This is a genomic window from Amycolatopsis sp. NPDC004625 (assembly GCF_040609695.1).
GTDB lineage: Bacteria > Actinomycetota > Actinomycetes > Mycobacteriales > Pseudonocardiaceae > Amycolatopsis.
The window spans coordinates 18840-43911 of sequence record NZ_JBEXKX010000059.1 but is presented as its reverse complement, the minus strand read 5'-3'; the positions used below and the strand labels follow the sequence as shown (position 1 = coordinate 43911).

The 25072-nt window shown below is 72.2% G+C and carries 15 protein-coding genes and 2 tRNA genes; 7 read left to right on the top strand and 10 right to left on the bottom strand.

Annotation, left to right across the window (positions count from 1 at the left end):
- Positions 1 to 70: 70 nt before the first annotated feature.
- The 3 genes from ABZW17_RS40495 to ABZW17_RS40485 form a co-directional block, all read right to left on the bottom strand.
- On the bottom strand, positions 71 to 910 hold the full coding sequence (locus ABZW17_RS40495; protein ID WP_354826374.1) for an SAM-dependent methyltransferase: 840 nt from the start codon (positions 908 to 910) through the stop codon (positions 71 to 73).
- Positions 911 to 1050: 140 nt separating this feature from the next.
- Positions 1051 to 2148: a hypothetical protein gene (locus tag ABZW17_RS40490; RefSeq protein WP_354826371.1), complete on the bottom strand. Its 1098-nt coding sequence runs from the start codon at positions 2146 to 2148 to the stop codon at positions 1051 to 1053.
- A gap of 190 nt (positions 2149 to 2338) precedes the next feature.
- Positions 2339 to 2764, bottom strand: coding sequence for a helix-turn-helix domain-containing protein (locus ABZW17_RS40485; protein ID WP_354826369.1), 426 nt, complete (start codon positions 2762 to 2764; stop codon positions 2339 to 2341).
- Between the two features lie 157 nt (positions 2765 to 2921).
- Between ABZW17_RS40485 and ABZW17_RS40480 the strand changes: the two genes are divergently transcribed.
- On the top strand, positions 2922 to 3332 hold the full coding sequence (locus tag ABZW17_RS40480) for a hypothetical protein (RefSeq protein ID WP_354826366.1): 411 nt from the start codon (positions 2922 to 2924) through the stop codon (positions 3330 to 3332).
- A gap of 51 nt (positions 3333 to 3383) precedes the next feature.
- On the opposite strand, the gene ABZW17_RS40475 is transcribed toward ABZW17_RS40480, so the two are convergent.
- The 3 genes from ABZW17_RS40475 to ABZW17_RS40465 form a co-directional block, all read right to left on the bottom strand.
- Complete coding sequence (locus ABZW17_RS40475) at positions 3384 to 3548, bottom strand: hypothetical protein (protein WP_354826363.1); 165 nt, start codon at positions 3546 to 3548, stop codon at positions 3384 to 3386.
- Positions 3549 to 3673: 125 nt separating this feature from the next.
- On the bottom strand, positions 3674 to 4216 hold the full coding sequence (locus ABZW17_RS40470; protein ID WP_354826360.1) for a type 1 glutamine amidotransferase domain-containing protein: 543 nt from the start codon (positions 4214 to 4216) through the stop codon (positions 3674 to 3676).
- A 147-nt stretch (positions 4217 to 4363) separates the two neighbouring features.
- On the bottom strand, positions 4364 to 5917 hold the full coding sequence (locus ABZW17_RS40465; protein WP_354826358.1) for a PP2C family protein-serine/threonine phosphatase: 1554 nt from the start codon (positions 5915 to 5917) through the stop codon (positions 4364 to 4366).
- A 139-nt stretch (positions 5918 to 6056) separates the two neighbouring features.
- Here ABZW17_RS40465 and ABZW17_RS40460 point away from each other — a divergent pair, with 139 nt between their 5' ends.
- Positions 6057 to 10739 (top strand): HAMP domain-containing protein, encoded by a 4683-nt coding sequence (locus tag ABZW17_RS40460; protein WP_354826387.1) that lies wholly within the window; start codon positions 6057 to 6059, stop codon positions 10737 to 10739.
- Here ABZW17_RS40460 and ABZW17_RS40455 read toward each other — a convergent pair.
- Positions 10691 to 10764: transfer RNA gene (locus ABZW17_RS40455), tRNA-Gly, on the bottom strand. The genes ABZW17_RS40460 and ABZW17_RS40455 overlap by 49 nt on opposite strands.
- 79 nt (positions 10765 to 10843) lie before the next feature.
- On the opposite strand from ABZW17_RS40455, the gene ABZW17_RS40450 reads away from it, so the two are divergent.
- Positions 10844 to 10920 (top strand) — tRNA-Pro (locus ABZW17_RS40450).
- 145 nt (positions 10921 to 11065) lie between these two features.
- Here ABZW17_RS40450 and ABZW17_RS40445 read toward each other — a convergent pair.
- Positions 11066 to 11431: a helix-turn-helix domain-containing protein gene (locus ABZW17_RS40445; protein ID WP_354826356.1), complete on the bottom strand. Its 366-nt coding sequence runs from the start codon at positions 11429 to 11431 to the stop codon at positions 11066 to 11068.
- Positions 11432 to 11498: 67 nt separating this feature from the next.
- Here ABZW17_RS40445 and ABZW17_RS40440 point away from each other — a divergent pair, with 67 nt between their 5' ends.
- The 4 genes from ABZW17_RS40440 to ABZW17_RS40425 all read left to right on the top strand — a co-directional run bounded on the left by ABZW17_RS40440 (position 11499) and on the right by ABZW17_RS40425 (position 14800).
- A complete protein-coding gene (locus ABZW17_RS40440) occupies positions 11499 to 12290 on the top strand; it encodes an NAD-dependent epimerase/dehydratase family protein (RefSeq protein WP_354826353.1) in 792 nt (263 codons plus the stop codon).
- Positions 12287 to 13114, top strand: coding sequence for an alpha/beta fold hydrolase (locus ABZW17_RS40435; protein ID WP_354826351.1), 828 nt, complete (start codon positions 12287 to 12289; stop codon positions 13112 to 13114). The genes ABZW17_RS40440 and ABZW17_RS40435 overlap by 4 nt, the downstream gene beginning before the upstream one ends.
- Positions 13111 to 14130 (top strand): pentapeptide repeat-containing protein, encoded by a 1020-nt coding sequence (locus ABZW17_RS40430; protein ID WP_354826348.1) that lies wholly within the window; start codon positions 13111 to 13113, stop codon positions 14128 to 14130. The genes ABZW17_RS40435 and ABZW17_RS40430 overlap by 4 nt, the downstream gene beginning before the upstream one ends.
- 133 nt (positions 14131 to 14263) lie before the next feature.
- Positions 14264 to 14800 (top strand): hypothetical protein, encoded by a 537-nt coding sequence (locus tag ABZW17_RS40425; protein ID WP_354826345.1) that lies wholly within the window; start codon positions 14264 to 14266, stop codon positions 14798 to 14800.
- Positions 14801 to 14857: 57 nt separating this feature from the next.
- Here ABZW17_RS40425 and ABZW17_RS40420 read toward each other — a convergent pair whose 3' ends face one another.
- On the bottom strand, positions 14858 to 16426 hold the full coding sequence (locus ABZW17_RS40420) for a carbohydrate-binding protein (RefSeq protein WP_354826342.1): 1569 nt from the start codon (positions 16424 to 16426) through the stop codon (positions 14858 to 14860).
- A gap of 110 nt (positions 16427 to 16536) precedes the next feature.
- Positions 16537 to 25041 (bottom strand): SDR family NAD(P)-dependent oxidoreductase, encoded by an 8505-nt coding sequence (locus ABZW17_RS40415; RefSeq protein ID WP_354826340.1) that lies wholly within the window; start codon positions 25039 to 25041, stop codon positions 16537 to 16539.
- Positions 25042 to 25072: the final 31 nt, after the last annotated feature.

The following is a 25072-nucleotide window of genomic DNA, read 5'->3' as shown; positions in this document are numbered from 1 at the left end:
GGCCCCCGGTCTTGTTTTTTTTGGGGGGTTACCACCCCCAAAAACACTCACGACGAGCTGCGGCAGGGCTCTACTGTTTGCGGGCGACGCCGCCGAGGGTCAGGAAGTTGAGTTCGCCCAGCTGGTGCAGCCGGGGGCCGTCCGGCCACCACTCGTGCAGGTAGACCAGCCCCGGCCGCAGCAGTTCGGTGCCTTCGAAGAAGCCGGTGATCTGCTCGCGCGTGCGGTGGACGCTGCCCAGCCCGGTGCCCTGGAAACTGGTCTCCAGCAACCGCGCCAGCTCCTGGCGCGGCGAGTCCTCTTCCGGGTCAAAGTTGTGCGTGAGCAGCAGGAACGACCCGGGCGCGAGCGCGGCGACGTACTCGGCGACGATCGCCCGCGCGCGGTCGTAGTCGTCGATGTGGTGCACGATCGAGGTCAGGATCAGCGCCACCGGACGGGTGAAGTCGAGGTATTCCTTGACGACCTCGTCCGCGAGCGTCTCGGCCGGGCGCGTCAGGTCGGCGCCCGTCACGTGGGTCAGGTAGTTCTCCTCGAGCAGCGCCCGGCCGTGCACCTGCACGACCGGGTCGTTGTCGACGTAGACGACCTGCGCGTCCGGGTTGTACCGCTGCGCCACCTCGTGGGTGTTTTCCGCTGTGGGCATGCCGGAACCGAGGTCGAGGAACTGGTCGATGCCGCGTTTCCCGGCCAGGAACCGCACCGCGCGGACCAGCCAGTCCCGGTGTTCCTTCGCCATCGCGCGGGCGCCGGGCGCGATGGCCAGCAACCGCCGCATCGCTTCGCGGTCGACCTCGTAGTGGTCGTGGCCGCCGAGCAGTGCGTCGGACAGCCGCGCCAGGCTCGCCTTGCTGAAATCGAGAGCGGCCGCACCGCCCTCGGTTCCGGACCGCAGGTCGCCAGGCGTCATCGGCTGTTCTCCCACTCGTCGGTGGCGGACGCCGCCCCTGCCCGGGCTCACCCGCCGTGTCCGGCAACGGACAGTGCTCAGCCTACGACATGCGGTGCACCAAGTGAACCGGGCCGAAGGGCCTTACCTGCCAGGGAGAACTACCCGAACCGCAGTTCCCGCCAGGTGCTTCCCCCATCCGTGGTCCGGTACACGGCGGAGCCGCCGTCGGCATCCGGCTGCCCGTCGACGACGACACCGGTGCCCCGGCCGGGGAAGTCGAGATCGGCGAGCGCGAGCCCGCGTTCGGACAGCGCGAGCGTCGTCCAGGTGCGCCCGCCGTCGGCCGTGTGGTGCAGGAACCCGACGCCCCCGCCCATGGCCGCGACGGTCGCGGACGTCGGCGAGGCGGCCGCGAAGCCCTGGTTGATCCCGGTGAACGGCGCGGCCCCGGTCTCGCTGAACGTCCCGCCGAGCTGCGGCGCGTGCCGCAGCTGCCGCTCGGTCGAGCCGGGCTGCGGCGTGCCGGGGCTGCTGCTGCACAACGCCACCACCTGCCGATCCCGGACGCCGGCGAGCGAAGCGACTTCCCCGCCGGGACACGGCGAAGCGGCCGGGGTGAACCGGACGCCGTCGCGCGAGGTCCAGTACCTCTCACTGCCGTAGTCCGCGCCGAGCGCGACCTGCAGGCCGCCGCCGACGGCCAGGTCGCCGTAGGTGAGCCCGCCGGTGACGGCGAACCCGGGCACGGGCAGCAGGACCGGGGACCCGGCGGCCGCCGAGTAGAGGCGGGTCGAGCCGCGCCCCTCGCCGTAGGTGGTCAGCAGGGCGAAGACCCGGCCGCCGGTCTCGGCGATTTTCGAGAGGTAGTACGGCTCCCGCGCGCCGACCAGGGTGACCGGGTGCCAGGTGGCACCGCCGTCCCGGGTGGCGAGGACGTGGACACCGTCGCTGACGTACGCGACCCGATCGCCGACAGCCGTCAGCGCGACGTGGTTGTGGTTGTCGGGCAGCGGCATCGGCGGCGCCCCCAGCCGGCGCCAGTGCTGTCCCCCGTCGGTGGTGCCCAGCAGCGCGGGACACCACGACCCCGCGCACGGCGAGTACCCGAGGACGTAGCCGCTGCCGGGGCCGGTCCAGCTCGTCGACGCGGGCTGGAAGCCGCCGGGGACGGCGGTCGCGGCGGTCGCGGGCGAGGTGAGGGCGGCCAAGAGGGCGAGGACGGACACCAGCAGCGCAGCGCGCCGGGGAGTTCTCATGATCACCTGGACGTCCGGTGCGGGGCGGGGGTTGCCGCCGTCCGCGGAGTTGCGCCGCGCGGCTCAGCGCCGTGCGCCCGGCCGGGGGCGGGCGGTGCCGGATCGGCCGCCACCCGGGCGAGCGGCCCGGCTCGGCCGCGGAGGGAAGAACGTGGCCCGGGTCTTCCGCCGGCGTCCCGGAGATGCGGGGTCAGGTCAGGTTCTCCGCGACCGAGGCGACCCAGCGCAGCAGGTCCGCACCGGCGGCCAGGTCCCCGAGCACGATGATCTTCATCGTGGCCCGCTCCCCGTCGTGGATGGTCTCGACGCGCAGCGGCCGCTCGCCGGTGTCCCGCGGCCCGTTCACCGAGGCCACCACCATGGTGGCGATCCGGTCGGCCGCCGCGCGGTCGACGCCGGTGATCTCGACGACCCCCGACAGCTCGGCCACCGGAGCGGCCGCCCGCTCGGCGACCGGCAGGCCGGTGAACGCCTCGAGGTCGGCGGCGGTGATCCGGTACTGCTTGCCGATCCGGACCGCCTTCAGCCGCCCGTCCCGCACGTAGTTCCGGACCGTCCGGACGTGCAGGCCGAGCTTCGCGGCGACCTGCTCGACGGAGAAGACGTCCTGCGGCATGACCCTCCTCGCATTCCCCAAACGACCCTATCACGCCCCACCACAGGGAACTTTGCAACAACCGCGGTTCACTCACCCAGGTGACGGGTATTCCCCGGTGTTGTTCCTGCCCAGCCCGATACGTCCACATCGGACAGTCGAAAGGACGGCGCCGACGATGCCGTATCCCCCGCCCCCGGAGCCGTACGGCACGCCGTACGAGCCCGCCCCCACCGAAGAGATCGTGGAGCGCACCCATCCGCGCATCCGGGTCGTGCGCACGGTCAACGCCCTCATCCACCTCGTCTGCGCGGTGTTCGCGCTGGTCCTGGCCGTGCACATCGTGCTGGTGCTGGGCGGGGCGAACTCGGCCAACGGGTTCGCGCACCTGATTTCGGAGTGGTCGGCGGGCGTGTCGCTCGGCCTGCGCAACCTCTTCACGCCGGACTCGGCGGGGCTGCGGACGTTCCTCAACGACGGCCTGGCCGCCGTCCTGTGGCTCGTCATCGGCGCCATCCTGACCGACGTCATCGCCCGCATCGGCATCCCGGGCCCGCGGCGGGTCTGGTACCGGCGCAGCTACCGCTGACCGCGAAGAAGGCCTCCCCGACGCGGTCGGGGAGGCCTTCTTCGTGCTCGGTCAGAGCCGGGGCTGGTCGGCGACCGGTTGGACGGGCTCCGGCTCGGATTCGGGCAGAGCCGGCTCGACGGGCTCGCCGCCCCGGGGTGCGGGAACGCCCTCGGCGGCGATCGCGTCGAAGTGTTCACGGCACCAGCGGCCGTAGCGCCTTGCGTGCACAGTCATCGCGTCCACCTCCTCTCCACGGGCGATCCTGGTCACACCCTCAGCGTCCTCCGCGGTGACGCCGAAAGCCAACAGATTTAAGCGCGACTTAACAGACACGATCGGGTGGATATCGGAACCGGAACTCAGCCGGCGAATTCCCGGACGACCGCCCGGCAGAACGCCGGCAGGTCGTCCGGGTTGCGGCTGGAAACCAGTCCGTTGTCCACCACAACCTCTTCGTCGACAACCGTGGCGCCGGCGTTACGCAGGTCCGTCCGGATGCTCGGGTACGACGTCAACGTGCGGCCACGCACGACATCCGCTTCGACGAGCGTCCACGGACCGTGGCAGATCACCCCGACCGGTTTGCCGGCCCGCACGAAGTCGCCGGCGAACTTGACCGCGGCGGGGTCGGTGCGCAGGTTGTCGGGATTCATCGTGCCGCCGGGCAGCAGCAGGGCGTCGAATTCGCCGATTTCGACATCGGCGACCTTCCGGTCCACCGCGAACCGGTCACCCTTGTCGATGTCGCCGTTCATCGCCTGGATTTCACCGGTGTCCAGGGACACCAGCTCGACCGTCGCGCCTTCGTCGAGGACGGCCTGGCGCGGCTTCTCCAGCTCGACCTGTTCGACGCCGTCCGCGGCCAGGATCGCGACCCGGCGTCCTTGCAGTGCGTTCGCCATGGGGCTCCTCCGTCGGAAAAACTGAGTGCACCGGGGTAATTACCCCCTCGCCGAGGCGTCAAACCAAGTCCATAGTGGACAGTGCAGTGTCATCCGGGGCTCCGCCCCGGGCCGGGGGCTCCGCCACCCGGACCCCCGCAAGATGGATCAGTCCGCACATTCGATGGCGAGCACGGCGATATCGTCGTGCGCGGAGTTGCCGAGCCAGTCGCGCACGGCCTGCCGCAGCCGCCGCACCACCTCGCGGGCGGGCTCTCCCGTCGCCGCCGTGAGGACCGCGCGCAACCGGTCGTCCCCGAAGAGCTCCGTCTGGTCGTGCCGGTTGCGGGCCTCGGTGATGCCGTCGGTGTAGAGCAGGCAGACGTCGCCGGGCTCGAGCCGCACCTCCGCCTCCGCGAACCGGGCCTGCGGCGAGATGCCGACCAGCGTGCCCGGGACGGTGACCTCCTCCACCACGCCGGACCGGCGGACGATCAGCGGCGCCGGGTGGCCGCCGGAAGCCAGCGTCAGGCCGACGCCGCCGTCGGACGGCCGGGCGGTGCCGAGCACCAGGGTGGCGAAGCGGCTGCTGCCGCCGGCGATGAGCAGCTCGTTGAGCAGCCGCAGCAGCGTGCGGCCGTCGCGTTCGACCATGGCGAGCGCGGTCAGCGCGTGCCGGACCCGGCCGGTGAGCGCGGCGGCCTCGGGACCCTTGCCGCAGACGTCGCCGAGCACCAGGAACGCGCTGCCGTCGTCGTGGGCGAGCACGTCGAAGAAGTCGCCGCCGACCGCCAGGACCCCGCCCGCCGGCTCGTACCAGGTTTCGAACCGGGCCCCGTCGAGCTCCGGCGGATCGATCGGGCGCAGCGTCGTCTCCAGGCCGCGGGTCGCCTCCTCCTGCCGGGCGTAGCGCTGGGCGTTGGCGAGCGCCGTCCCGGCCGCGTGCGCGAACTCGGCCACCGCGCGCCCCTGCTCGGCGCCGAACTCCGGGTCGCCGCGGCGGCCCAGCAGCAGCGCGCCGGTGACGCCGGCGCTCGCGCTCGGCCCGAGCGAGACGACCGAGACGTCGGCGTGCCCGGCGAAGCGGTCGGCGACGACCGACGGCAGGGTGGCGACCTCGGCCGGGGGCACCGGGGCCGGCCGGGGTGCCCCGGCGGCGCCGAACGTCGCCGCCAGCACCGGCGCGACCTGGGCGGGGACCCGCCGGATCCGGCCGTGGCCCGGCGCGGCCGGGCGCTCGCAGCTCCACCACTCCCACCGGCCGCGGGTGGTCGGCAGCAGCACGAACACGGTCTCGGCCAGCGCGGCCGCGGCCAGCTCGGCGATGACCCGGGCGGTGCCGTGCCGCCCGCGGGCGGCGGCCAGCCGGGGGCCGGCCTCGGCCAGGAAGTCGCCCACGTGCCGCTGCGGGACGTCTTCGGCGGGGACGGTCCAGGCGTGCCAGCCGCCGGGCAGCGCCCGGATCCGGGCCGGACGCCGGTGGCCTGCCGCTTCGACGTGCCCCGAGGTCTCGGTGGCCGCGTGCAGCTGCGGCTCGGCGGCACCGGTCAGGGCGCGCGCCGCCGGGTTCGACCAGCGCACCACTCCCGCCGCATCCTGCAGGAACACCGCGTCCCGGACGTCTTCGAGGGCCGCCCGGGTGAAGGCGTCGATGCCCGGCGGCCCGCCGTCACCGGGCATCGGCGGCAGGGCCGTCGAGGCCGGGGCCGGACGTGACACCATGCACGGACCTCCTGCCTCCGGACTGCTGTCGCACGGCTACCGCGTGAGCGGGCGGGCTGGCTCGAAGTGTAGGGCGAAGCATGGCACGCTGGGTCGACGACCATGGCTGGCGCATGCGTGGTGGAGAGGGTCGGCACACATGACAACGGAATCCCAGAGCGAAGCGGCCGCGCTGGAGCGGGTGCTCGTGGCGGTGCGGGATCTCGGGGACGGCAACTTCCGCCGGCGGCTCGTCCCGCACGGCGACGGCATCTCGGCGCAGCTCGCGGTCGCGTTCAACGACATCGCCGAGCGCAACCAGCGGCTGGTCAGCGAGCTGCTGCGGGTCCGCGCGGCGGTCGGGCAGGAGGGCAGGCTCAGCGAGCGGCTCGAAGGCCAGGTCGGCCCCGGGGGCTGGACCACGGCCGTCGACGCGGTGAACGGCCTGGTCGAGGACCTCACCCGGCCGGCGATCGAACTGGAACGCGTGCTCGGCGGGGTCGCCGACGGCGACCTGTCCCAGCCGATGACCCTCACCCTCGACGGCCGCCCGCTGCAGGGCGCGTACGCCACGCTGGCCAAAACCGTCAACGGCCTCATCGCGCAGCTGTCGCGCTTCGCCGCCGAAGTGACGAGGCTCTCCCGCGAGATCGCGGGTGAGGGACGTCTCGGCGGGCAGGCGGTCGTCCCGGGCGTGTCGGGCACCTGGCGGGACCTCACCGACTCGGTCAACTTCATGGCCGACAACCTCACCGAGCAGGTCCGCAACATCGCCCAGGTCACCACGGCCGTCGCGCGCGGCGACCTGACCCAGAAGATCAACGTCGACGCCCGCGGTGAGATCCTCGAGCTCAAGAACACCATCAACACGATGGTCGACCAGCTTTCGGCGTTCGCCGACGAGGTCACCCGCGTCTCCCGCGAGGTCGGCTCGGACGGCAAGCTCGGCGGCCAGGCCCAGGTCCCGGGCGTCGCCGGGACGTGGCGCGACCTGACCGACTCGGTCAACCTGATGGCCGACAACCTGACCGACCAGGTCCGCGGGATCTCGCAGGTGGCGACCGCGGTGGCCACCGGCGACCTGACGAAGAAGATCGACGTCGACGCCCGCGGCGAGATCCTGCAGCTGAAGAACACGCTGAACACGATGGTCGACCAGCTCTCGGCGTTCGCCGGCGAGGTCACCCGGGTGGCGCGCGAGGTCGGCTCGGACGGCAAGCTCGGCGGCCAGGCCCAGGTCCCGGGCGCGGCCGGGACCTGGCGCAGCCTGACCGACTCGGTCAACCAGATGGCCGACAACCTGACCGACCAGGTCCGGAACATCTCGCACGTGACCACGGCCGTGGCGAAGGGCGACCTGACCCAGAAGATCACCGTCGACGCCCGCGGCGAGATCCTCGAGCTCAAGACGACCATGAACACCATGGTGGACCAGCTGTCCGCGTTCGCCGACGAAGTCACCCGGGTGGCGCGCGAGGTGGGCACGGAGGGTCAGCTGGGCGGCCAGGCGCAGGTCCCGGGCGTCGCCGGCACCTGGCGCGACCTCACCGGTTCGGTGAACTTCATGGCGAACAACCTGACCACCCAGGTGCGCAACATCGCCCAGGTGGCGACGGCCGTCGCGCGCGGCGACCTGACCCAGAAGATCGCGGTGGACGCCCGCGGCGAAATCCTGGAACTCAAGACCACGCTCAACACGATGGTGGACCAGCTGTCCGCGTTCGCGGACGAGGTCACCCGCGTGGCACGTGAAGTCGGCACCGAGGGCAAGCTCGGCGGCCAGGCCACCGTCCCCGGCGTCGCCGGGACCTGGAAGGACCTGACCGACAACGTCAACTCGATGGCGAACAACCTGACCGACCAGGTCCGCAACATCGCCACGGTGACGGCGGCGGTGGCGAAGGGCGACCTGACCCAGAAGATCACCGTCGACGCCCGCGGCGAAATCCTGGAACTCAAGACCACGCTCAACACGATGGTGGACCAGCTGTCCGCGTTCGCGGACGAGGTCACCCGGGTGGCACGCGAGGTCGGCACCGAAGGCATCCTCGGCGGTCAGGCGCGCGTCCGCGGCGTCGCGGGCACGTGGAAGGACCTCACCGACAACGTCAACGTCATGGCCGACAACCTGACCGACCAGGTCCGCAACATCGCCACGGTGGCGAGCGCGGTGGCCAACGGCGACCTGTCGAAGAAGATCCGGATCGAGGCCCAGGGCGAGGTCGCGGCGCTGGCCGAAACGCTCAACGGGATGGTCGAGACGCTGCGCGCGTTCGCCGACGAGGTCACCCGGGTGGCGCGCGAAGTCGGCACCGAAGGCATCCTCGGCGGTCAGGCGCGGGTGCCCGGCGTGGCCGGGACGTGGAAGGACCTGACCGAGAACGTCAACTTCATGGCGCACAACCTGACCAGCCAGGTGCGCAACATCTCGCAGGTCACGACGGCGGTCGCGAAGGGCGACCTGACGAAGAAGATCGACGTCGACGCCCGCGGCGAGATCCTCGAGCTGAAGACGACCATGAACACGATGGTCGACCAGCTCTCGGCGTTCGCCTCCGAAGTCACGCGCGTGGCGCGCGAGGTCGGCACCGAGGGCAAGCTGGGCGGCCAAGCCGAGGTCGACGGCGTGTCCGGCACCTGGCAGCGGCTCACCGAGAGCGTGAACCAGCTGGCCGGGAACCTCACCACGCAGGTCCGCGCGATCGCGCAGGTCGCGACGGCGGTGACCGCGGGCGACCTGACCCGGCACATCACGGTCGACGCGTCCGGCGAGGTCGCGGACCTCAAGGACAACATCAACCAGATGATCGCGAACCTCAAGGAGACGACGAGGACCAACCGCGAGCAGGACTGGCTGAAGACCAACCTCGCGCAGCTGTCCGGGCGGATGCAGGGCCACCGCGACCTGGCGTCGGTGGCGGCGCTGATCCTGTCCGAGCTGGCGCCGCTGGTCCGCGCGCAGCAGGGCGCGTTCTTCCTGGCCCGCGACGACGACCGCGACGGCACGGTGCTGGAGTGCATCGCCGCGTACGGGCTCGCCCAGTCACGCGCCGGCCTGCGGTTCGGCGTGGGCGAGTCGCTGATCGGGCAGGCCGCCGTCGACCAGCGCACGATTCTGGTCCACAACGCCCCGCCGGAGTACGCGCTGATCTCGTCCGGCCTCGGCTCGGCGTCGCCGGTGAACCTGATCGTGCTGCCGGTGCTGTTCCAGGGCGAGGTGCTCGGGGTGCTGGAGCTGGCCTCGGTGAACGAGTTCAGCACGGTCCACCAGGACCTGCTGGAGCAGCTGCGGCACACGATCGGCGTCAACGTGAACACGATCCTGTCGAACTCGCGGACCGAAGCGCTGCTGACCGAGTCGCAGCGGCTGGCGCAGGAGCTGCGGGCGCGGTCGGAGCAGCTGCAGGCCCAGCAGGGCGAGCTGCGGCGGTCCAACACCGAGCTGGCCGAGAAGGCGGCGCTGCTGGCCCAGCAGAACCGCGACATCGAGGTCAAGAACAGCGAGATCGAGCAGGCGCGTCAGGAGCTCGAGGAGCGGGCCGGGCAGCTGACGGTGGCGTCGCAGTACAAGACCGAGTTCATGGCGAACATGTCGCACGAGCTGCGGACGCCGCTGAACAGCGCGTTGATCCTGGCGAAGCTGCTGTCGGAGAACCCGGAAGGGAACCTGACGGAGAAGCAGATCCAGTTCGCGAAGACGATCTACGCGGCGGGGTCGGACCTGCAGCAGCTGATCAACGACATCCTCGACCTGGCGAAGGTGGAGGCGGGCCGGCTCGACCTGCAGATGACCGACATCACGCTGCCGGAGCTGGTGGACTACGTCGAGTCGCTGTGCCGCCCGCTGACGGCGGACAAGGGCCTGGAGTTCGCGGTCCACATCGATCCCCCGGTGCCCGGCAGCGTCCACACGGACGAGCACCGGCTCCAGCAGGTCCTGCGCAACCTGCTGTCGAACGCGGCGAAGTTCACCAACGAGGGCCGGGTGCGGCTGCACATCCGCGCGGCGGACCCGGCGGAGGTGGAGCAGGAGGCGCTGCGTAACGCGCCGGGCATCATCGCGTTCGCGGTCGAGGACACCGGGATCGGCATCCCGGAGGAGAAGCTGGCGGTGATCTTCGAGGCGTTCCGCCAGGCGGACGGCACGACGAGCCGCAAGTACGGCGGCACCGGCCTGGGCCTGAACATCAGCCAGCAGCTGACGGAACTCCTGGGCGGCGAGCTCCGGGTGGTGAGCGAGCCGGGCGTGGGTTCGACGTTCACGCTGTACCTCCCGGTGGCGGCGGCCAACCTGGTGGACCCGGCCCTGACGGCCCTGTCGTCGCCCCGGCTGCCGGCGGTGCCGAGCACGGTCCTGGTGGCGGCCCCGGACGTCACGCCGAAGCGCTTCCACGGCGAGAAGGTCCTGATCGTCGACGACGACCTGCGCAACGTGTTCGCGCTGGCGGCGGTCCTGGAGCAGGCGGGCCTGGAGGTGATCTACGCGGAGACGGGCGTCGACGGCATCCGGGCCCTGGAGCGCAACGAGGACACGGCGCTGGTGCTGATGGACGTGATGATGCCGGAGCTGGACGGAAACGCCACGATCGCGGCCATCAGGGCGGAGGCGGCGAACGCGGACCTGCCGGTGATCGCGGTCACGGCGAAGGCGACGGCGGAGGACCGAGCGAGGACGCTGGCGAGCGGCGCGGACGACTACATCACGAAGCCGGTGGACACGGACAAGCTGCTGGACGTGATAGCGGCGAAGCTGGAGGCCGACGCCGCCTCGACCCGCGACTCCTGGGCCGAAAGTGGAGCGGGTGACGGGAATCGAACCCGCGTAGCTAGTTTGGAAGACTAGGGCTCTACCATTGAGCTACACCCGCGTGCCCCCGGAGGTACCCGGGTGCGTCGCTAGCTTAGCGTGACCCGCTAGGCTGATCACACACCCCCCTGGGGGTGGACCGGGATGTGGCGCAGCTTGGTAGCGCATCCGCTTTGGGAGCGGAGGGTCGCAGGTTCAAATCCTGTCATCCCGACCAGCTTGATCATCGAGCCGGCCGGAAGGCGGGGTCACTTCGCCCGAAGTGACCCCGCCTTTCCTTTTGCCCGGCCACCCTCGAAGTCCCGCACACTTCCCGTACGTCATACGAGATGCTCGGCGGCCGTCGGCAGCGCGGCCGAGGACTACCTCGCCGAACTGCGCTCGTCGTAGGCCTCGCGGGCCGCGGCCACCCTGGCCAGGTTGCCCGACCACTCCGACAGGGACGCGAACAGCGGGCCCAGGCTGCGGCCCAGCTCGCTGATCTCGTACTCCACCCGCGGCGGGACCTCGGCGTGGTAGGTCCGCACGACCAGGCCGTCGCGCTCCAGCTGCCGCAGCCGCTGGGTGAGCACCTTCGGCGTGATCGTCGTGATGCGGCGCTGCAGCTCGACGAACCGCTGGCGGCCGTACTCGTGCAGCGCCCACAGGATCGGTGTCGTCCAGCGGCTGAACACGATGTCCACCACCGGGGCGATCGGGCAGGCCTGCTCGGGTGTGGTCTCGGTCACTTTCGCCGCCTCCAGCCATTACTTTCCTCTAGGTACCTACTATACGACGGGATGTACCGTCGCCTCCATGATCATGGTTGTGGGAGCGACGGGAAACGTCGGGAAGCCGCTGGTGCGGATGCTGGCCGAGGCGGGCGAAGAGGTGACGGCGGTGTCCCGCCGGATCACCGCGGCACCTCCGGGAGTCGTTGTGCGGCAGGGAGATCTGACTTCACTGTCCGTTGAGGATGTGACGTCGGTGTTCCTGGTGGTGCCGCCGGGGTTCGAAGGCCCGCTGGAACCGGTGCTGGCCCGGGCGGCCGGTGTCGAGCGGGTGGTACTGCTGTCCTCTCAGGGCGTCGGAACGGGACGTCATCCGGCGGGGTTCGAAACGGCGGTCCAAGCTTGGGGTCCGAAGTGGACTGTGCTGCGGCCGGCCGGGTTCGCGTCGAACACTTTGCCGTGGGCGGAAAGCGTGCGAACCCGTCGCGAGATCGCGGCGCCGTTCGCGGACGTGGCCCTTCCGGTGGTCGACCCCGAGGACATCGCGGCGGTGGCGGCGGCCGCGCTGCTGGATCCGTCGCACGAGGGCCGGACGTACGAGCTGACCGGCCCGGCGGCGATCTCACCGCGCGAGCAGGCCGCGGCGATCGGCGAAGCGGTGGGTGAGCCGGTGCGATTCGTGCCGCAGACGCGGGAGGAGGCCCGCGCGGCGATGCTGGCCTTCATGCCGCCGCACGTCGCCGACGCGACGCTGGACATCCTGGGTGCCCCCACGCCGGCGGAGCAGCGGGTGAGCCCGGACGTCGAGCGGGTGCTCGGCCGCGCGCCGCGGCCGTTCGCGGAGTGGGCGTCGCGGTTCGCGGGGGCGTTCAAGTGACGATCCTGGCCCACCGTTCGTCCGGTACCGGTTCGCCGGTCGTCCTCCTGCACGGCAATCCGACGTCGTCCCGCCTGTGGCGCAACGTGGTTCCGCACCTGCCGGGCCGGCGGCTGGCCCCGGACCTCATCGGCATGGGCGACTCGCCCCGGCCGGACATCGCCTACACCTTCGACGAGCACGCGCGGTACCTGGACGAGTGGTTCGACACGCTCGGCCTCGACGACGTCGTCCTGATCGGCCACGACTGGGGCGGCGCGCTGGCCGCGGACTGGGCGTCCCGGCACCCGTCGCGGGTGCGCGGTCTGGCGTTCACGGAAGCGGTTCTGAAACCGATGACGTGGGAGGAGTTCCCGCCGGCGGGCGCGGCGGTGTTCCGCGCGATCAAGGCGGCGGGCGAACTTCCGGCCGAGTTCCTGTCCGGGCTCCCGCCGGAGTACGCGACGACGTTCGACCGTCCGCTGCTGCAGTGGGCGCGCTCGCTGCCGCTGGACGGCGAGCCGCCGGAGATCGTGGCGCGGATCGAGGCGTTCGGCCGCTGGCTGGCGTCTTCGCCGGAAGTCCCGAAGCTGCTGGTCACGTTCGAGCCGGGGCGCGACACGATGCTGACGCCGTCGATGATCGACTGGTGCGTCGCGGAGTTCGCGGCCCTGGAGGTGGTGCGGCGCCCGGAGCGAGCGGGTCACCACACGCCGGAAGAGCAGCCGGCCGCGCTGGCGGAGACGTTGGCGAGCTGGCTGACCACCGTCACGGGTCGACCGGACGGAGGTATTCCGCCGATCGGTGTAGCAGGACCGGCCGCGGGGACGACCTGGACGGCATGAGACAGGCGCGAGCGGGGCTGGCGCGGCGGTGGCGCCGCCGCGGGGGTGCGTGGTGGTGGGCGATCGTCGTGATCGTGGTCCCGGTGGCGGTGGTCGCGGCGGCGGCCGTCTCGGTGCTGCTGACGTTCGTCGACACCGGTGATCCGAAGAACCAGATCGAGCTGATCAAGACGGGGCTCACGGTCGGGGCGGGCACCGGCGGCGTGGTCGCGCTGGTCCTGACCGGCCGCCGCCAGTGGGCCACCGAGCACGACGCGGGCGAGCGGCGCCTGACCGAGCTGTACGTGAAGGCGGTCGAGCAGCTGGGTTCGGAGAAGGCGGCGGTCCGCCAAGGCGGGCTGTACGCGCTCGAGCGCGTCGCGCAGGGGAACCCGGACCAGCGGCAGACGGTCGTGAACGTGCTGTGCGCGTACCTGCGCGCGCCGTTTTCGGTGCCCGGCGCGCCCCGGCCCGGCCGGCGCCGGGGCATCAGCCGTCCGGCGGACCCGCCGCGGGTGGCGCTCGACGAGCTGTCCGCCCAGGAACGCGAGGTCCGCCGCACGGCGCAGCGCATCCTCGGGTTCCACCTGCGACCGGGGCCGAACGGCCGGCACCCGGCGGACACGTTCTGGGCGGGCATCGACCTGGACCTCGCGGGCGCGGTCCTGATCGACTTCGACTTCGGCCGGTGCCGCGCCGCTCAGGCGAGGTTCGACGAGGCCAGGTTCCTCGGCGACGTGACGTTCCGCCAGGCGGAGTTCACCGGCGACGCCTGGTTCCGGGACGCGAAGTTCACGGAGGAGGCGTGGTTCCACGGCGCGCGGTTCGGCGGCGCGGCGATGTTCGAATCGGCGACGTTCACCGAGGACGCGATGTTCGGCGAGGTGAGCGTGACGACGCTGACGACGTTCGAAGGAGCGACGTTCACCGGCGAGGCGTGGTTCCGGGGCGCGAAGTTCGCCGGGGTGCCGGTCTTCCGCAAGGCGAAGTTCGCGCGGGGCGTCCCCGCGGAGGTCGACCCGGGCACACCGTCCTGACCCCCGGCAGAATTGCCGCTCCGAGCCGGGCGCTCTTGCCGGATCTGCCCGGTTCGCGCAGGTGGGGGCGCCTGCGCGCGGGCACGTCTCCGATGCGGATTTCGAGCGTGGCGCGGCAGTAGCGTTCGCGGCCATGAAAACTCGAATCGCTCAGGCACTGCTGGTTTCGGCCTTGACGTTGTCCCTGGCGGCGCCCCCGGCCTCGGCCGCGGACGCGGGCATCCTGGTGGAGTGTTCGGGGTTCCTGCACGGCCGGACCGGCAAGAGGTTCCTCTACGCGGGCGACTGCATGTCCCCGGATTCGTTCCTGGAGACCCCGTGGCACTGGGTCGACGGCCGGTACGAGCAGCTGACGCTGGCCTTCCAGGGTGACGGGAACCTGGTGCAGTACCGCTGGATCCAGGGCCAGGGCTACGGAACGGCGATCTGGTCGACGAACACCTACGGTGTACCGGCGGGCTCGGCCACGTTGCAGCGCGACGGCAACTTCGTGCTGTACGACAACGAGGGCGACCCGTACTGGTCGACGAACACCTGGAACTGCCCGGGGCACTGGGACTGGAAGGAAGTGGAGCTGCAGGACGACGAGAACGTGGTCCTGTACATGCAGTCGGTGGGCGGCAACACCCGCTACGCCAAGTGGGACGCCTGGGGCAACGCCCACTGCTGACCCGGAGCCTCCGGGGTGGGCGACGCCGTCGCCGGCCCACCCCGCCGCCGCGGACGGCTACGGTGAGACGTCCAGGTAGTCCAGGTTCGCCGGGCCGTCGGCCGTCGTCGCGGTGAGGCGGACCGTGTGCGAGCCCGCCGGCAACGACACCGCCTTGGCCACCGTGCTCCACGTCGTCCACGCGCCGGTCGCCGGGAACGACACCCCGGCCGCCACCACCGTTCCGTCCACCGCGATGTCCACCGGGCGGTCCCCGGCCGTTCCGTTCGCGTAGCCGAACGTCACCGCCGACGCCGGGCCCGTCACCTGCCACTCGACGTAGCTGCCGACGGCGTTGGCGCCGTTCGCGAAGCCGGTCCCGGAGAAGCCCGGGTGGTTCGAGTCGATCGTGCCGCCGGCCGAAACGGAAGCGGACTCGGCTTCGTAGCGCGTCGCACCACCCGCACGCGAGACGCGGTACAGCACCGTCGCGTGGGAAGGCACCGACGCGCTGATCGTCCCCGAAGTGCTCCGGACGGCCTTGCTCCACAGGTCCTTCAGCGTGTACGAAGACGCGCTGCCGATCCCGGTCGCCGACGCGGTGGTGCCGATCGTCGCCGTCGCCGCCGTTTCGTTGGACAAGGCCACCGCGCGGTCGCCGTTCGCCAGCACCTTGCTGTACACGACCAGGCCCGCGTTCGCGCTCAGCACCGTCGCCTGCTTGCCCAGCGGGTCCTGGTCGAGCGCGATGACGTCGGTGTTCTTCAGGATCGAGAAGTTGTCGTCCGACACCTTGCGCAGGTCGCTGCCGATCAGCAGCGGCGCCGCCATCATCGCCCACAGGCTGAAGTGCGTGCGGTACTCCGCCGCCGTCATGCCGCCGTTGCCGACCTCCAGCATGTCGGGGTCGTTCCAGTGCCCGGGACCCGCGTACTGCGCGAGGCCGCGGTTGGTCTGGGCCTTCGAGATCATGCTCGACCACTTGTCGGAGATGTCACCGGTGGTGCGCCACAGGTTGCCGACCGGCGCGGCCCACGTCCACGGCTGGCTCTGGCCCCACTCGCAGATCGAGTAGGCGATCGCGCGCCCGGACTTCGCGAGCGCGTCCCGCATCGCCTTGTACCGCTGCTGGGCGTCGACGCCCTGGTTGTTGCAGTTGTCGTACTTCAGGTAGTCGACGCCCCAGGAGGCGAACAGGTTCGCGTCCTGCTGCTCGTGGTTCAGCGCACCGGGGAACCCCGCTTTGTTGCACGTCTTCGTGCCGGCGCTGGTGTAGATGCCGAACTTCAGGCCTTTCGAGTGCACGTAGTCGGCGAGCGCCTTGATCCCGTTCGGAAACCGCGCCGGGTCGGGGACCAGGTTGCCCGCCGAGTTGCGCGAGGGCAGCGCCCAGCAGTCGTCGATGTTGACGTAGGTGTAGCCCGCGTCCTTGAGGCCCTTGCTGACGAAGATGTCCGCGATGCCCTTGATCATCGCTTCGTTGAACTCGGCGCGGCACTGCGTCGAGTTCCAGTTGTTGAAGCCCATCGGCGGGGTGCGCAGCAGGCCGTTTTCGAGGGCCGCCGCCGAGGGCGCACCCAGGACGAGACCGCTGGCCGCGATCGCGAACGCGGCGGCCGCGATCGCGAGGCGCCGGAGTGAGGACATGCGTGCTCCCGGAGGTGAGGTGGAGGACCTCCGATTAGTAAAGGTTCCTTCCAATCGAGCCGTCAAGGTTTGGTGCACGAAACATCAGATATGACACCGGATCATCCCGGTCACCGGCACGCGGCGGGCAGCTCCTCGACCAGCCAGGCGTGGAGCTGCCGGGCCGCGTCCGCCACGTCCTCCCCCGTTTTGAGGGTCAGGACCGGCACCCGCGGTTCGGCGCCCGGCGCGGCGAACAGCCGCAGGTACGCACCGACCGTCGTCAGCTCGGCGTCGCTCGCCGTCTCGGGCAGCTCGCCGAACTCCACCTCCGCCGGGTCGGCGAGCACCACGCCGGTCGCGCCGGCCGCGTCCGCCACGGCGGTGGCGAACAGGGCGCCCGAGCCGGCTCCGAGCACGACGAACGGCTCGCCGTCCGCCTGCGCGCGGATCGCGTCGGCCGCCGTCGCGACCAGCGTGTCCAGGTCGGCCGGGGCCGGGGTCTCGCCGTCGAACCCCGGGGCGGGCAGCAGCCACGTCTCGCGGACGCCGTCGAAGCGCGCGGTGACGTCTTCGCACCAGCGGGTCGAGCCGGTGAGGCTGCCGAGGGCGACCAGCAACGGCCGGGCCGCGCCCGTCGTCGCGCGCCGGAGGCGGGGCGTCCACGGGGAGGCGGGCAGGAACTGCGAAGCCGTGCTCAGGAACGTCCGGAACTCGTCCGTGCGGCCGGTCGCCCGGGCCGTCCGGAGCAGCGTGCCCAGTGAGCCGGCCGGATCGGCCGCGGTCAGGACGACGTTGGCCAGGACGTGCCCGGCCAGCTCGGCGACGGTCGGGTAGTCCCAGACGAGCGCGGCGGGCAGCTCCAGGCCGGTGGCGGCGCTGATCCGGTTGCGCAGTTCGACGACACCCAGGGAGGTGAAGCCCAGGTCGGCGAACGCGGATTCCGGTTCGATCGCGTCGGCGGACGGGTGCCCGAGCGTCGCCGCCACCTCCGCCCGGACCCAGTCGAGGAGCCACGCGGGGCGGTCGGCGGCCGGGAGGTCCGCGAGACGCCCGGTGATCGGCTCGGCTTCCGGTGCTTCCGCCGTCTCGGGGGCCACCGTGTCCGGCATGACCATGTCCAGCCAGTAGCGGCTTCGCTGGAAGGGGTAGGTGGGCAGGTCTGCCCGGGCGGCTCCGGGGAAGAACGGCGCCCAGTCGACCTGGGCACCACCGACGTGAGCAGTGCTCAGCGCCGTGAGCAGTGCTCTCTCTTCGGAGCGGTCTCGTCGCAGCGCCGGGACAGCCACGCAGCTTTCCCCGAGGGTTTCCCGGGCCATCGCGCTGAGCACGCCGTCGGGGCCCAGCTCCAGGAACGTCGTGACGCCCTCGGTTTCGAGGGTCCGGAGGGCGTCGGCGAACCGGACGGCCTCGCGGACGTGCCGCACCCAGTAGTCGGCGGTGAACGGCCCGGCGAGAGCACCGCTCACATTCGAGAGCACCGGTATCCGCGCCGGGTGGTAGGTCAGGGTTTCGGCCACCGCCCGGAACTCGTCCAGCATCGGATCCATCAGGGGCGAGTGGAACGCGTGGCTCACCTTCAGCCGCTTGGTCTTCGGGAACTGCGCCGCGATCGCCAGCACCGCAGCTTCCTCGCCCGAGATGACCACCGACGCCGGGCCGTTCACCGCCGCGATCGAGACACCCTCGGTCAGGACGATTTCGGACTCCGGAACGGCGATCGAGACCATCGCCCCACCCGCGGGCAGCGCCTGCATCAGCGACGCGCGAGCCGAAACCAGGCGGCAAGCGTCCTCAAGGGACAGCACCCCGGCCACCTGCGCAGCCGAGATTTCACCGATCGAATGCCCCGCCACGAAATCCGGCCGGACACCGAAGGACTCCACCAACCGGAACAGAGCGACCTCGAGAGCGAACAACGCGGGCTGCGTGAACTCCGTGCGCTCCAACCGCTCGGCGTCATCGAAGGCAGCACGAAGATCCGGGCCGAACTGCGCGCACACCGCGTCGAAAGCCTCGGCGTACACCGGGAACCGCTCGTAGAGCTCCCGGCCCATGCCCGCCCGCTGCGCGCCCTGTCCGGTGAACAACACCGCGAGCCGCCCGGCCCGTTCGCGGCCGACGACGACGTTCGCCGCCGAGCGCGCGTCCGCCAAGGCGGAAAGCCCGCTCCGCAGCTCGCCGGCATCGGCACCGTGGACCACCGCCCGGTGCGCGAACCGGCTCCGCGAGCAGACCAGCGACAACCCGACGTCGGCCGGGTGCTCCCCGACGTCCAGCAGCTGCGCCGCCTGCGCGCGCAACGCGGCTTCGCTCCGGCCGGACAGCACCCACGGCAGCACTCCGGTGTCCCCGCGGTCCGGCACGACCGGCGGCCGGACCGGTGCCTGTTCGATGATCGCGTGCGCGTTCGTCCCGCTGACGCCGAACGACGAGACACCGGCCCGCCGCGGCCGGTCCACCGCCCACTCGCGCGCCTCGGTCAGCAGTTCCACCGACCCCGCGGCCCAGTCCACATGGGACGAAGGGGCGTCGACGTGCAGGGTCGGCGGCAGCACGCCGTGCCGCATCGCCATGATCACCTTGATCACGCCCGCCACCCCGGCGGCGGCCTGCGTGTGCCCGATGTTGGACTTCAGCGAGCCGAGCCACAACGGCGTCGTCCGGTCCTGGCCGTAGGTCGCCAGGATCGCCTGCGCTTCGATCGGGTCGCCCAGCGTCGTGCCGGTGCCGTGGCCTTCCACGACGTCCACTTCGGACGGCTCCAGTCCCGCCCCGGCCAGCGCGGCGCGGATCACCCGCTGCTGCGACGGACCGTTCGGCGCGGTCAGGCCGTTCGACGCGCCGTCGGAGTTGACCGCCGTGCCGCGGACCACCGCGAGCACCGGGTGGCCGAGCCGCCGGGCGTCGGAAAGCCGTTCCACAGCGAGGATTCCGGCGCCTTCGCCCCAGCCGGTGCCGTCGGCCGCGTCGGCGAACGACTTGCACCGGCCGTCGGCCGCGAGGCCGCGCTGGCGGCTGAAGTCGATGAACACACCCGGTGTCGAAAGGACGGTCACACCGCCCGCCAGCGCGAGGTCGCACTCCCCCTGCCGCAGCGCCTGGCACGCCAGGTGCAGCGCCACCAGCGACGACGAACACGCCGTGTCCACAGTGATCGCCGGGCCTTCGAGACCGAACGCATAGGCGACGCGGCCGGACACCACGCTCGCCGAGCTGCCGGTGCCGAGGAACCCCGCGACGCCCTCGGGCACGGCGAGCGGGCGGGACGCGTAGTCGGAGTACATCACGCCGGTGAAGACGCCGGTCCGGCTGCTGCGCAGCGATTCCGGGTCGATGCCCGCGCGTTCCAGGGCCTCCCAGGACGTTTCCAGCAACAGCCGCTGCTGCGGGTCCATGGCCAGGGCCTCGCGGGGCGAAATGCCGAAGAAGCCCGCGTCGAAGTCGGCGGCGTCGTAGAGAAACCCGCCTTCCTTGGCGTAGCTGGTGCCGGGGTGGTCCGGGTCGGGGTCGTAGAGCGCGTCGAGGTCCCAGCCGCGGTCGTCCGGGAGGCCGCCGACGGCGTCGCGGCCGGCGGCGACGAGGTCCCACAGGTCCTCCGGGCCGCGGACCCCGCCGGGGTAGCGGCAGCCGATGCCGACCACGACGATCGGGTCGCCGTCCACCCGCCGTTCCCGCACCGCCACCGGCGCCGCCGCCCCGGAGACGCGCTCGACGACGTACCGCGTGAGGGCCTGCGGGGTCGGGTGGTCGAAGACGAGCGTCGCCGGCAGCCGCAGGCCGGTCTCGGCGGCCAGGCGGTTGCGCAGTTCGAGGGCGGTCAGCGAGTCGAAACCCAGCTCCTTGAACGCGCGTGCCGGTTCGACGGCGGCCCCCGACGCGTACCCGAGCACGCCCGCGACCAGGCCGCGGACGAGCTCCAGGGCCTGGCGGAGGCGGTCGTCCGCGCCCAGCCCGGCCAGGCGGCCGGCGAACGACGACTGCGTGGCCGCCGCCGTCGCCTGCCGCCGGGGCGGCGGGAGCAGGCCGTGGAGCAGCGTGGGCGTCACCGGCTGCCGGCGCAGGGCCGCGAGTTCGAGCCGGACCGGCGCGAGGACGGCCCGGTCCGCGGCGACGGCCCGGTCGAACAACGCCAGGCCGAGCTCGGTGTCCAGGGGTGTCATGCCCGCGCCCGCCATGCGGCGCCGGTCGCCGTCGGCGAGGTGGCCGGTCATCGAGCTGGCCTCGGCCCACAGACCCCAGGCCAGGGCGATGGCGGGCAGGCCCCGGGCCCGGCGGTGCTGCGCGAGGGCGTCGAGGAACGCGTTCGCGGCGGCGTAACCGGCCTGGCCCGCGCCGCCCATGGTGGCCGAGAAGGACGAGAACAGGACGAACGCGGTGAGGTCCGAGGTGAGTTCGTGGAGGTTGAGGGCCGCCTCGGCCTTGGGCCGCAGGACCGCCGCCAGCCGGTCCGGGGTGAGGGATTCGAGGACGCCGTCGTCGAGCACGCCCGCCGCGTGCACGACCGCCGACACCCGGTGTCCGGCCAGGACTTCCACGAGCTGTGTGCGGTCGGCGACGTCGCAGGCGACGGCCGTGGCGGTGGCGCCCAGCCCGGCGAGTTCAGCCGCGAGCTCGGCGGGTTCGCGGCGGGAGAGCAGCAGAAGCTCCCGGACGCCGTGGTCGGTGACGAGGTGCCGGGCGATCAGGCCGCCGAGCAGGCCCGATGCGCCGGTGATCAGCACCGCGCCGTCACCCCAGTCCGCCGTTTCATCCACAGTGGACGCGCGCGCCAGCCGCGGGGCCAGCCATTTCCCGGCGCGCAACGCGAGCTGCGGTTCGTCGAGCGGCAGTTCCGCCGGGACGTCGTCGGCGTCCAGGAGCACGAACCGGCCGGGGTTCTCGGTCTGCGCCGATCGCACCAGGCCGGTCACGGCCGCGGCGGCGAGGTCGGTGACGTCCTCGCCGTCGACGGAGACCGCACCGGTGGTCACGACGACCAGCAGCCCCTCGGAAGCCAGGGCCCCTTGGAGCCGCTCGAGGACCGCCGTGGTCACGTCCCGCACCGGGCCGCCCGGGACGCGGAACACCTCGAAGTCACTCGTCAGCTCGGTGACGGCCACCTCGGGCCAGGTGATTTCGAAGAGCGCGTCGGCACGTGTGGTTTTCGCGGGCGTGCGCAGCGACAGCGACCGCACGGCACCGACCGGCGCGCCGGTTTCGTCGGCGAAGCTCAGCGCGACGGCGTCCGCGGACACGGGTGTCAGCGCGACCCGCAGGACGGTCGCACCGGAGGCCGTCAGGGAAACGCCGCTCCACGCGAACGGCAGCCTCGGCCCGTCCCCCGCCGCCAGCGCACCGAAGCCGGCCGCGTGCAGGGCCGCGTCGAGCAGCGCCGGGTGCAGCCCGAACCGGGCCGCCTCGGTGCGCCGGGCTTCGGGCAGCTCGACCTCGGCGAAGACGTCGGACCCGCGGGTCCACACCGCGCGCAGGCCGCGGAACGCCGGGCCGTAGTCGACGCCGGTGGCCGCCATGGCCGGGTAGAAGCCGTCGAGCCCGACCCGCGCCGCTCCGGCCGGTGGCCAGGTGCCGAGTGGCTCGGCGGCAACGGGCTCCTCGGTCAGGAGGCCGGTCGCGTGCCGGGTCCACGGGGTGAACTCGTCCGGCCGGGCGAAGATCGCGAGCTCGCCGTCCTCGCCCACCGAGACCTGCAGTCGGATCCCGCCCTGGGCGGGCAGGACCAGCGGCGTCTCCAGGGTCAGCTCTTCGAGCGTCCGGCGGCCGACCTGGTCGCCGGCGCGGAGGGCGAGCTCGACGAAGGCCGTGCCGGGCAGCAGGACTTCGCCGCCGACGCGGTGGTCGGCCAGCCACGGCAGGCTGTGCAGCGAGAGTTTGCCGGTGAGCACCGCGCCGCCCGAGCCCGCCAGGGCCACGACCGCGCCGAGCAACGGGTGCTCCGCCGACGTCAGGCCGAGGCCGCCCGCGTCGCCGACGGACACCAGCCGCGGCCAGTAGCGTTCGTGCTGGAACGGGTAGGTGGGCAGGTCGGTGCGGCGGGCGCCGGGGAACGCGTCGTCCCACCGGACGTCCACGCCGTGCACCCAGGCTTCGGCGAGGGAGGTGTGGAAGCGGGCGAGGCCGCCGTCGTCGCGACGCAGCGAGCCGAGCGCGGTCACCTCGTCGCCGCCGATCGCCATGGTCAGCACCGGGTGCGGCGAGGCTTCGACGAAGGTCCGGAAACCCTGGCCCGCCAATGCTTCCACGGCGGTGTCGAGCCGGACCGGACGGCGGAGGTTGGTGTACCAGTACCCGGCGTCCAGCTCGGGGCCGTCGAGCCAGGTGCCGGTGACCGTCGAGAAGAAGCCCGTCGTGGTGGTGCCCGGCCGGACCGGGGCCAGTACCGCGAGGAGGCGGTCGCGGATGCGTTCCACCTGCGGGGAGTGCGAGGCGTAGTCCACCGGGACTCGCTTCGCGCGGACATCGGTGCAGGCGGCCAGGAGTTCGTCCAGGGCGTCCGGTGCGCCGGAGACGACCACCGCGGACGGGCCGTTGATCGCGGCGAGCGACAGGCGGTCGCCCCAGGGCGCGATCCGGGCCGCCACGGCGTCGGCGGACTCGGCGATCGAGACCATGCCCCCGTCGCCCGCGAGTTCGAGGATGGCCTGGCTGCGCAACGCGACCACGCGGGCACCGTCCTCAAGCGACAGTGCACCCGAGACGACGGCAGCGGCGATCTCCCCTTGGGAATGACCGACGACCGCGGCGGGCTCGACGCCGTACGAGCGCCACAGCTCGGCGAGCGAGACCATCACGGCGAACAAGGCGGGCTGCACGACGTCGACACGGTCCAGCATCGCCGCGTCCCGGATCACTTCGGTCAACGACCAGTCCACAAAGGATGACAGCGCCTCGGCGCACTCGGCCATCCGCGCGGCGAACACCGGGGCCTCGGCGAGCAGGTCCACCGCCATCCCGGCCCACTGGGAACCCTGGCCGGGGAACACCATCGCGACCTTGCCCGTGACCGCCGTCCCCTTGACGACAGCGGGCGCGGGCACGTCCCCGGCGAGGGCCGTGAGCCCGGCGAGGAGACCGTCGCGGTCGCCGACGATCACCGCGCGGTGGTCGAACGCCGACCGCGTCGTGGCCAGCGACAACCCGATGTCGCCGATGGGCCCGGTGACGTCGGCGATCGCGGCCGCCTGGGCGCGAAGGGCCTCGGGCGACCGGGCCGACAGCACCCAGGGCACGACCCGGCCGGGCTCGTCGGGGCCGGCGGCCGAATCGGCCTCGGCCTGCTCCAGGATCGTGTGCGCGTTGGTGCCGCTCATGCCGAACGCCGAGACCGCGGCCCGGCGCGGCCGGTCCGAGAGCCACTCTCGGCGTTCGGTGAGCAGTTCCACGGACCCCGCCGACCAGTCGACCCGCGACGACGGTTCGCCGGCGTGCAGGGTCGGCGGCAGAACGCCGTGGCGCATCGCCTGCACCATCTTGATCACGCCGGCGATCCCGGCCGCGGCCTGGGTGTGACCGAGGTTGGACTTGACCGAACCCAGCCACAGCGGCGTTTCCCGGTCCTGGCCGTAGGTCGCCAGCAGCGCCTGGGCTTCGATCGGGTCGCCCAGGGTCGTCCCGGTGCCGTGCGCTTCGACCACGTCGACGTCCGAAGTGGACAGACCGGCGTCGGCCAGCGCCGCCCGGATCACCCGATGCTGCGAAGGACCGTTGGGTGCGGTCAGGCCGTTGGACGCGCCGTCGGAGTTCACCGCGGAACCGCGGACGAGGGCGAGCACCGGGTGGCCGTGGCGGCGCGCGTCGGACAGCCGTTCCACGACGACCATGCCGCTGCCTTCGCCCCACGACGTGCCGTCGGCGGCTTCGGCGAACGCCTTGCACCGGCCGTCCGGGGCCAGTCCGCGCAGGCGGCTGAACGCGATGAACGAGCCCGGCGTCGGCAGCACGGTGACGCCGCCGGCCAGCGCGAGGTCGCACTCCCCCTGCCGCAGCGCCTGCACGGCCAGGTGCAGCGCGACCAGCGACGACGAGCACGCCGTGTCGACGGTCAGCGTCGGCCCCTCGAAACCGAACGCGTACGCGACGCGTCCGGAAAGGACACTCGCCGCGTTGCTCGTCGCGAGGTGCCCTTCGAGGGCTTCGGCGGAACTGAGCATGAGGGTGCCGTAGTCCTGGCCGTTGGAACCGACGAAGACGCCCGTCCGGCTGCCTTTCAGCGACGGCGGCCGGATTCCGGCGTGCTCCAACGCTTCCCACGACGTCTCCAGCAGCAGCCGCTGCTGCGGGTCCATGGCCAGGGCTTCGCGCGGGGAGATGCCGAAGAACCCGGCGTCGAAGTCCGCGACGCCGTCGAGGAAACCGCCTTCGCGCACATAGGACGTTCCCGGTGTCTCCGGGTCCGGGTCGTACAGCGAGCCGAGTTCCCAGCCGCGGTCCTCGGGGAAGCCGGAGATCGCGTCCCGGCCGCCCTCGACCAGGTCCCACAGCTGCGCCGGGGTGCGGACGCCGCCCGGGAACCGGCAGCCGAGGCCGACGATCGCGACCGGCTCGGTGGTCTGCGCCTCCTGGAGCCGGCGGCGGGTGTCCTGCAGATCGGCCGTGACCCGCTTGAGGAAGTAGCGGAGCTTTTCCTCGTTGTCCATCGTGTTCACTCCATGCAGTCGCGAGACGCCG

Excerpts from the sequence above, each read along its gene's own strand:
- ABZW17_RS40495 (WP_354826374.1), bottom strand. The coding sequence starts at position 910 with ATGACGCCTGGCGACCTGCGGTCCGGAACCGAGGGCGGTGCGGCCGCT.
- ABZW17_RS40460 (WP_354826387.1), top strand. The coding sequence starts at position 6,057 with ATGACAACGGAATCCCAGAGCGAAGCGGCCGCGCTGGAGCGGGTGCTC.
- ABZW17_RS40440 (WP_354826353.1), top strand. The coding sequence starts at position 11,499 with ATGATCATGGTTGTGGGAGCGACGGGAAACGTCGGGAAGCCGCTGGTG.
- ABZW17_RS40490 (WP_354826371.1), bottom strand. The coding sequence starts at position 2,148 with ATGAGAACTCCCCGGCGCGCTGCGCTGCTGGTGTCCGTCCTCGCCCTC.
- ABZW17_RS40470 (WP_354826360.1), bottom strand. The coding sequence starts at position 4,216 with ATGGCGAACGCACTGCAAGGACGCCGGGTCGCGATCCTGGCCGCGGAC.
- ABZW17_RS40475 (WP_354826363.1), bottom strand. The coding sequence starts at position 3,548 with ATGACTGTGCACGCAAGGCGCTACGGCCGCTGGTGCCGTGAACACTTC.
- ABZW17_RS40465 (WP_354826358.1), bottom strand. The coding sequence starts at position 5,917 with ATGGTGTCACGTCCGGCCCCGGCCTCGACGGCCCTGCCGCCGATGCCC.
- ABZW17_RS40420 (WP_354826342.1), bottom strand. The coding sequence starts at position 16,426 with ATGTCCTCACTCCGGCGCCTCGCGATCGCGGCCGCCGCGTTCGCGATC.
- ABZW17_RS40485 (WP_354826369.1), bottom strand. The coding sequence starts at position 2,764 with ATGCCGCAGGACGTCTTCTCCGTCGAGCAGGTCGCCGCGAAGCTCGGC.
- ABZW17_RS40430 (WP_354826348.1), top strand. The coding sequence starts at position 13,111 with ATGAGACAGGCGCGAGCGGGGCTGGCGCGGCGGTGGCGCCGCCGCGGG.
- ABZW17_RS40425 (WP_354826345.1), top strand. The coding sequence starts at position 14,264 with ATGAAAACTCGAATCGCTCAGGCACTGCTGGTTTCGGCCTTGACGTTG.
- ABZW17_RS40415 (WP_354826340.1), bottom strand. The coding sequence starts at position 25,041 with ATGGACAACGAGGAAAAGCTCCGCTACTTCCTCAAGCGGGTCACGGCC.
- ABZW17_RS40480 (WP_354826366.1), top strand. The coding sequence starts at position 2,922 with ATGCCGTATCCCCCGCCCCCGGAGCCGTACGGCACGCCGTACGAGCCC.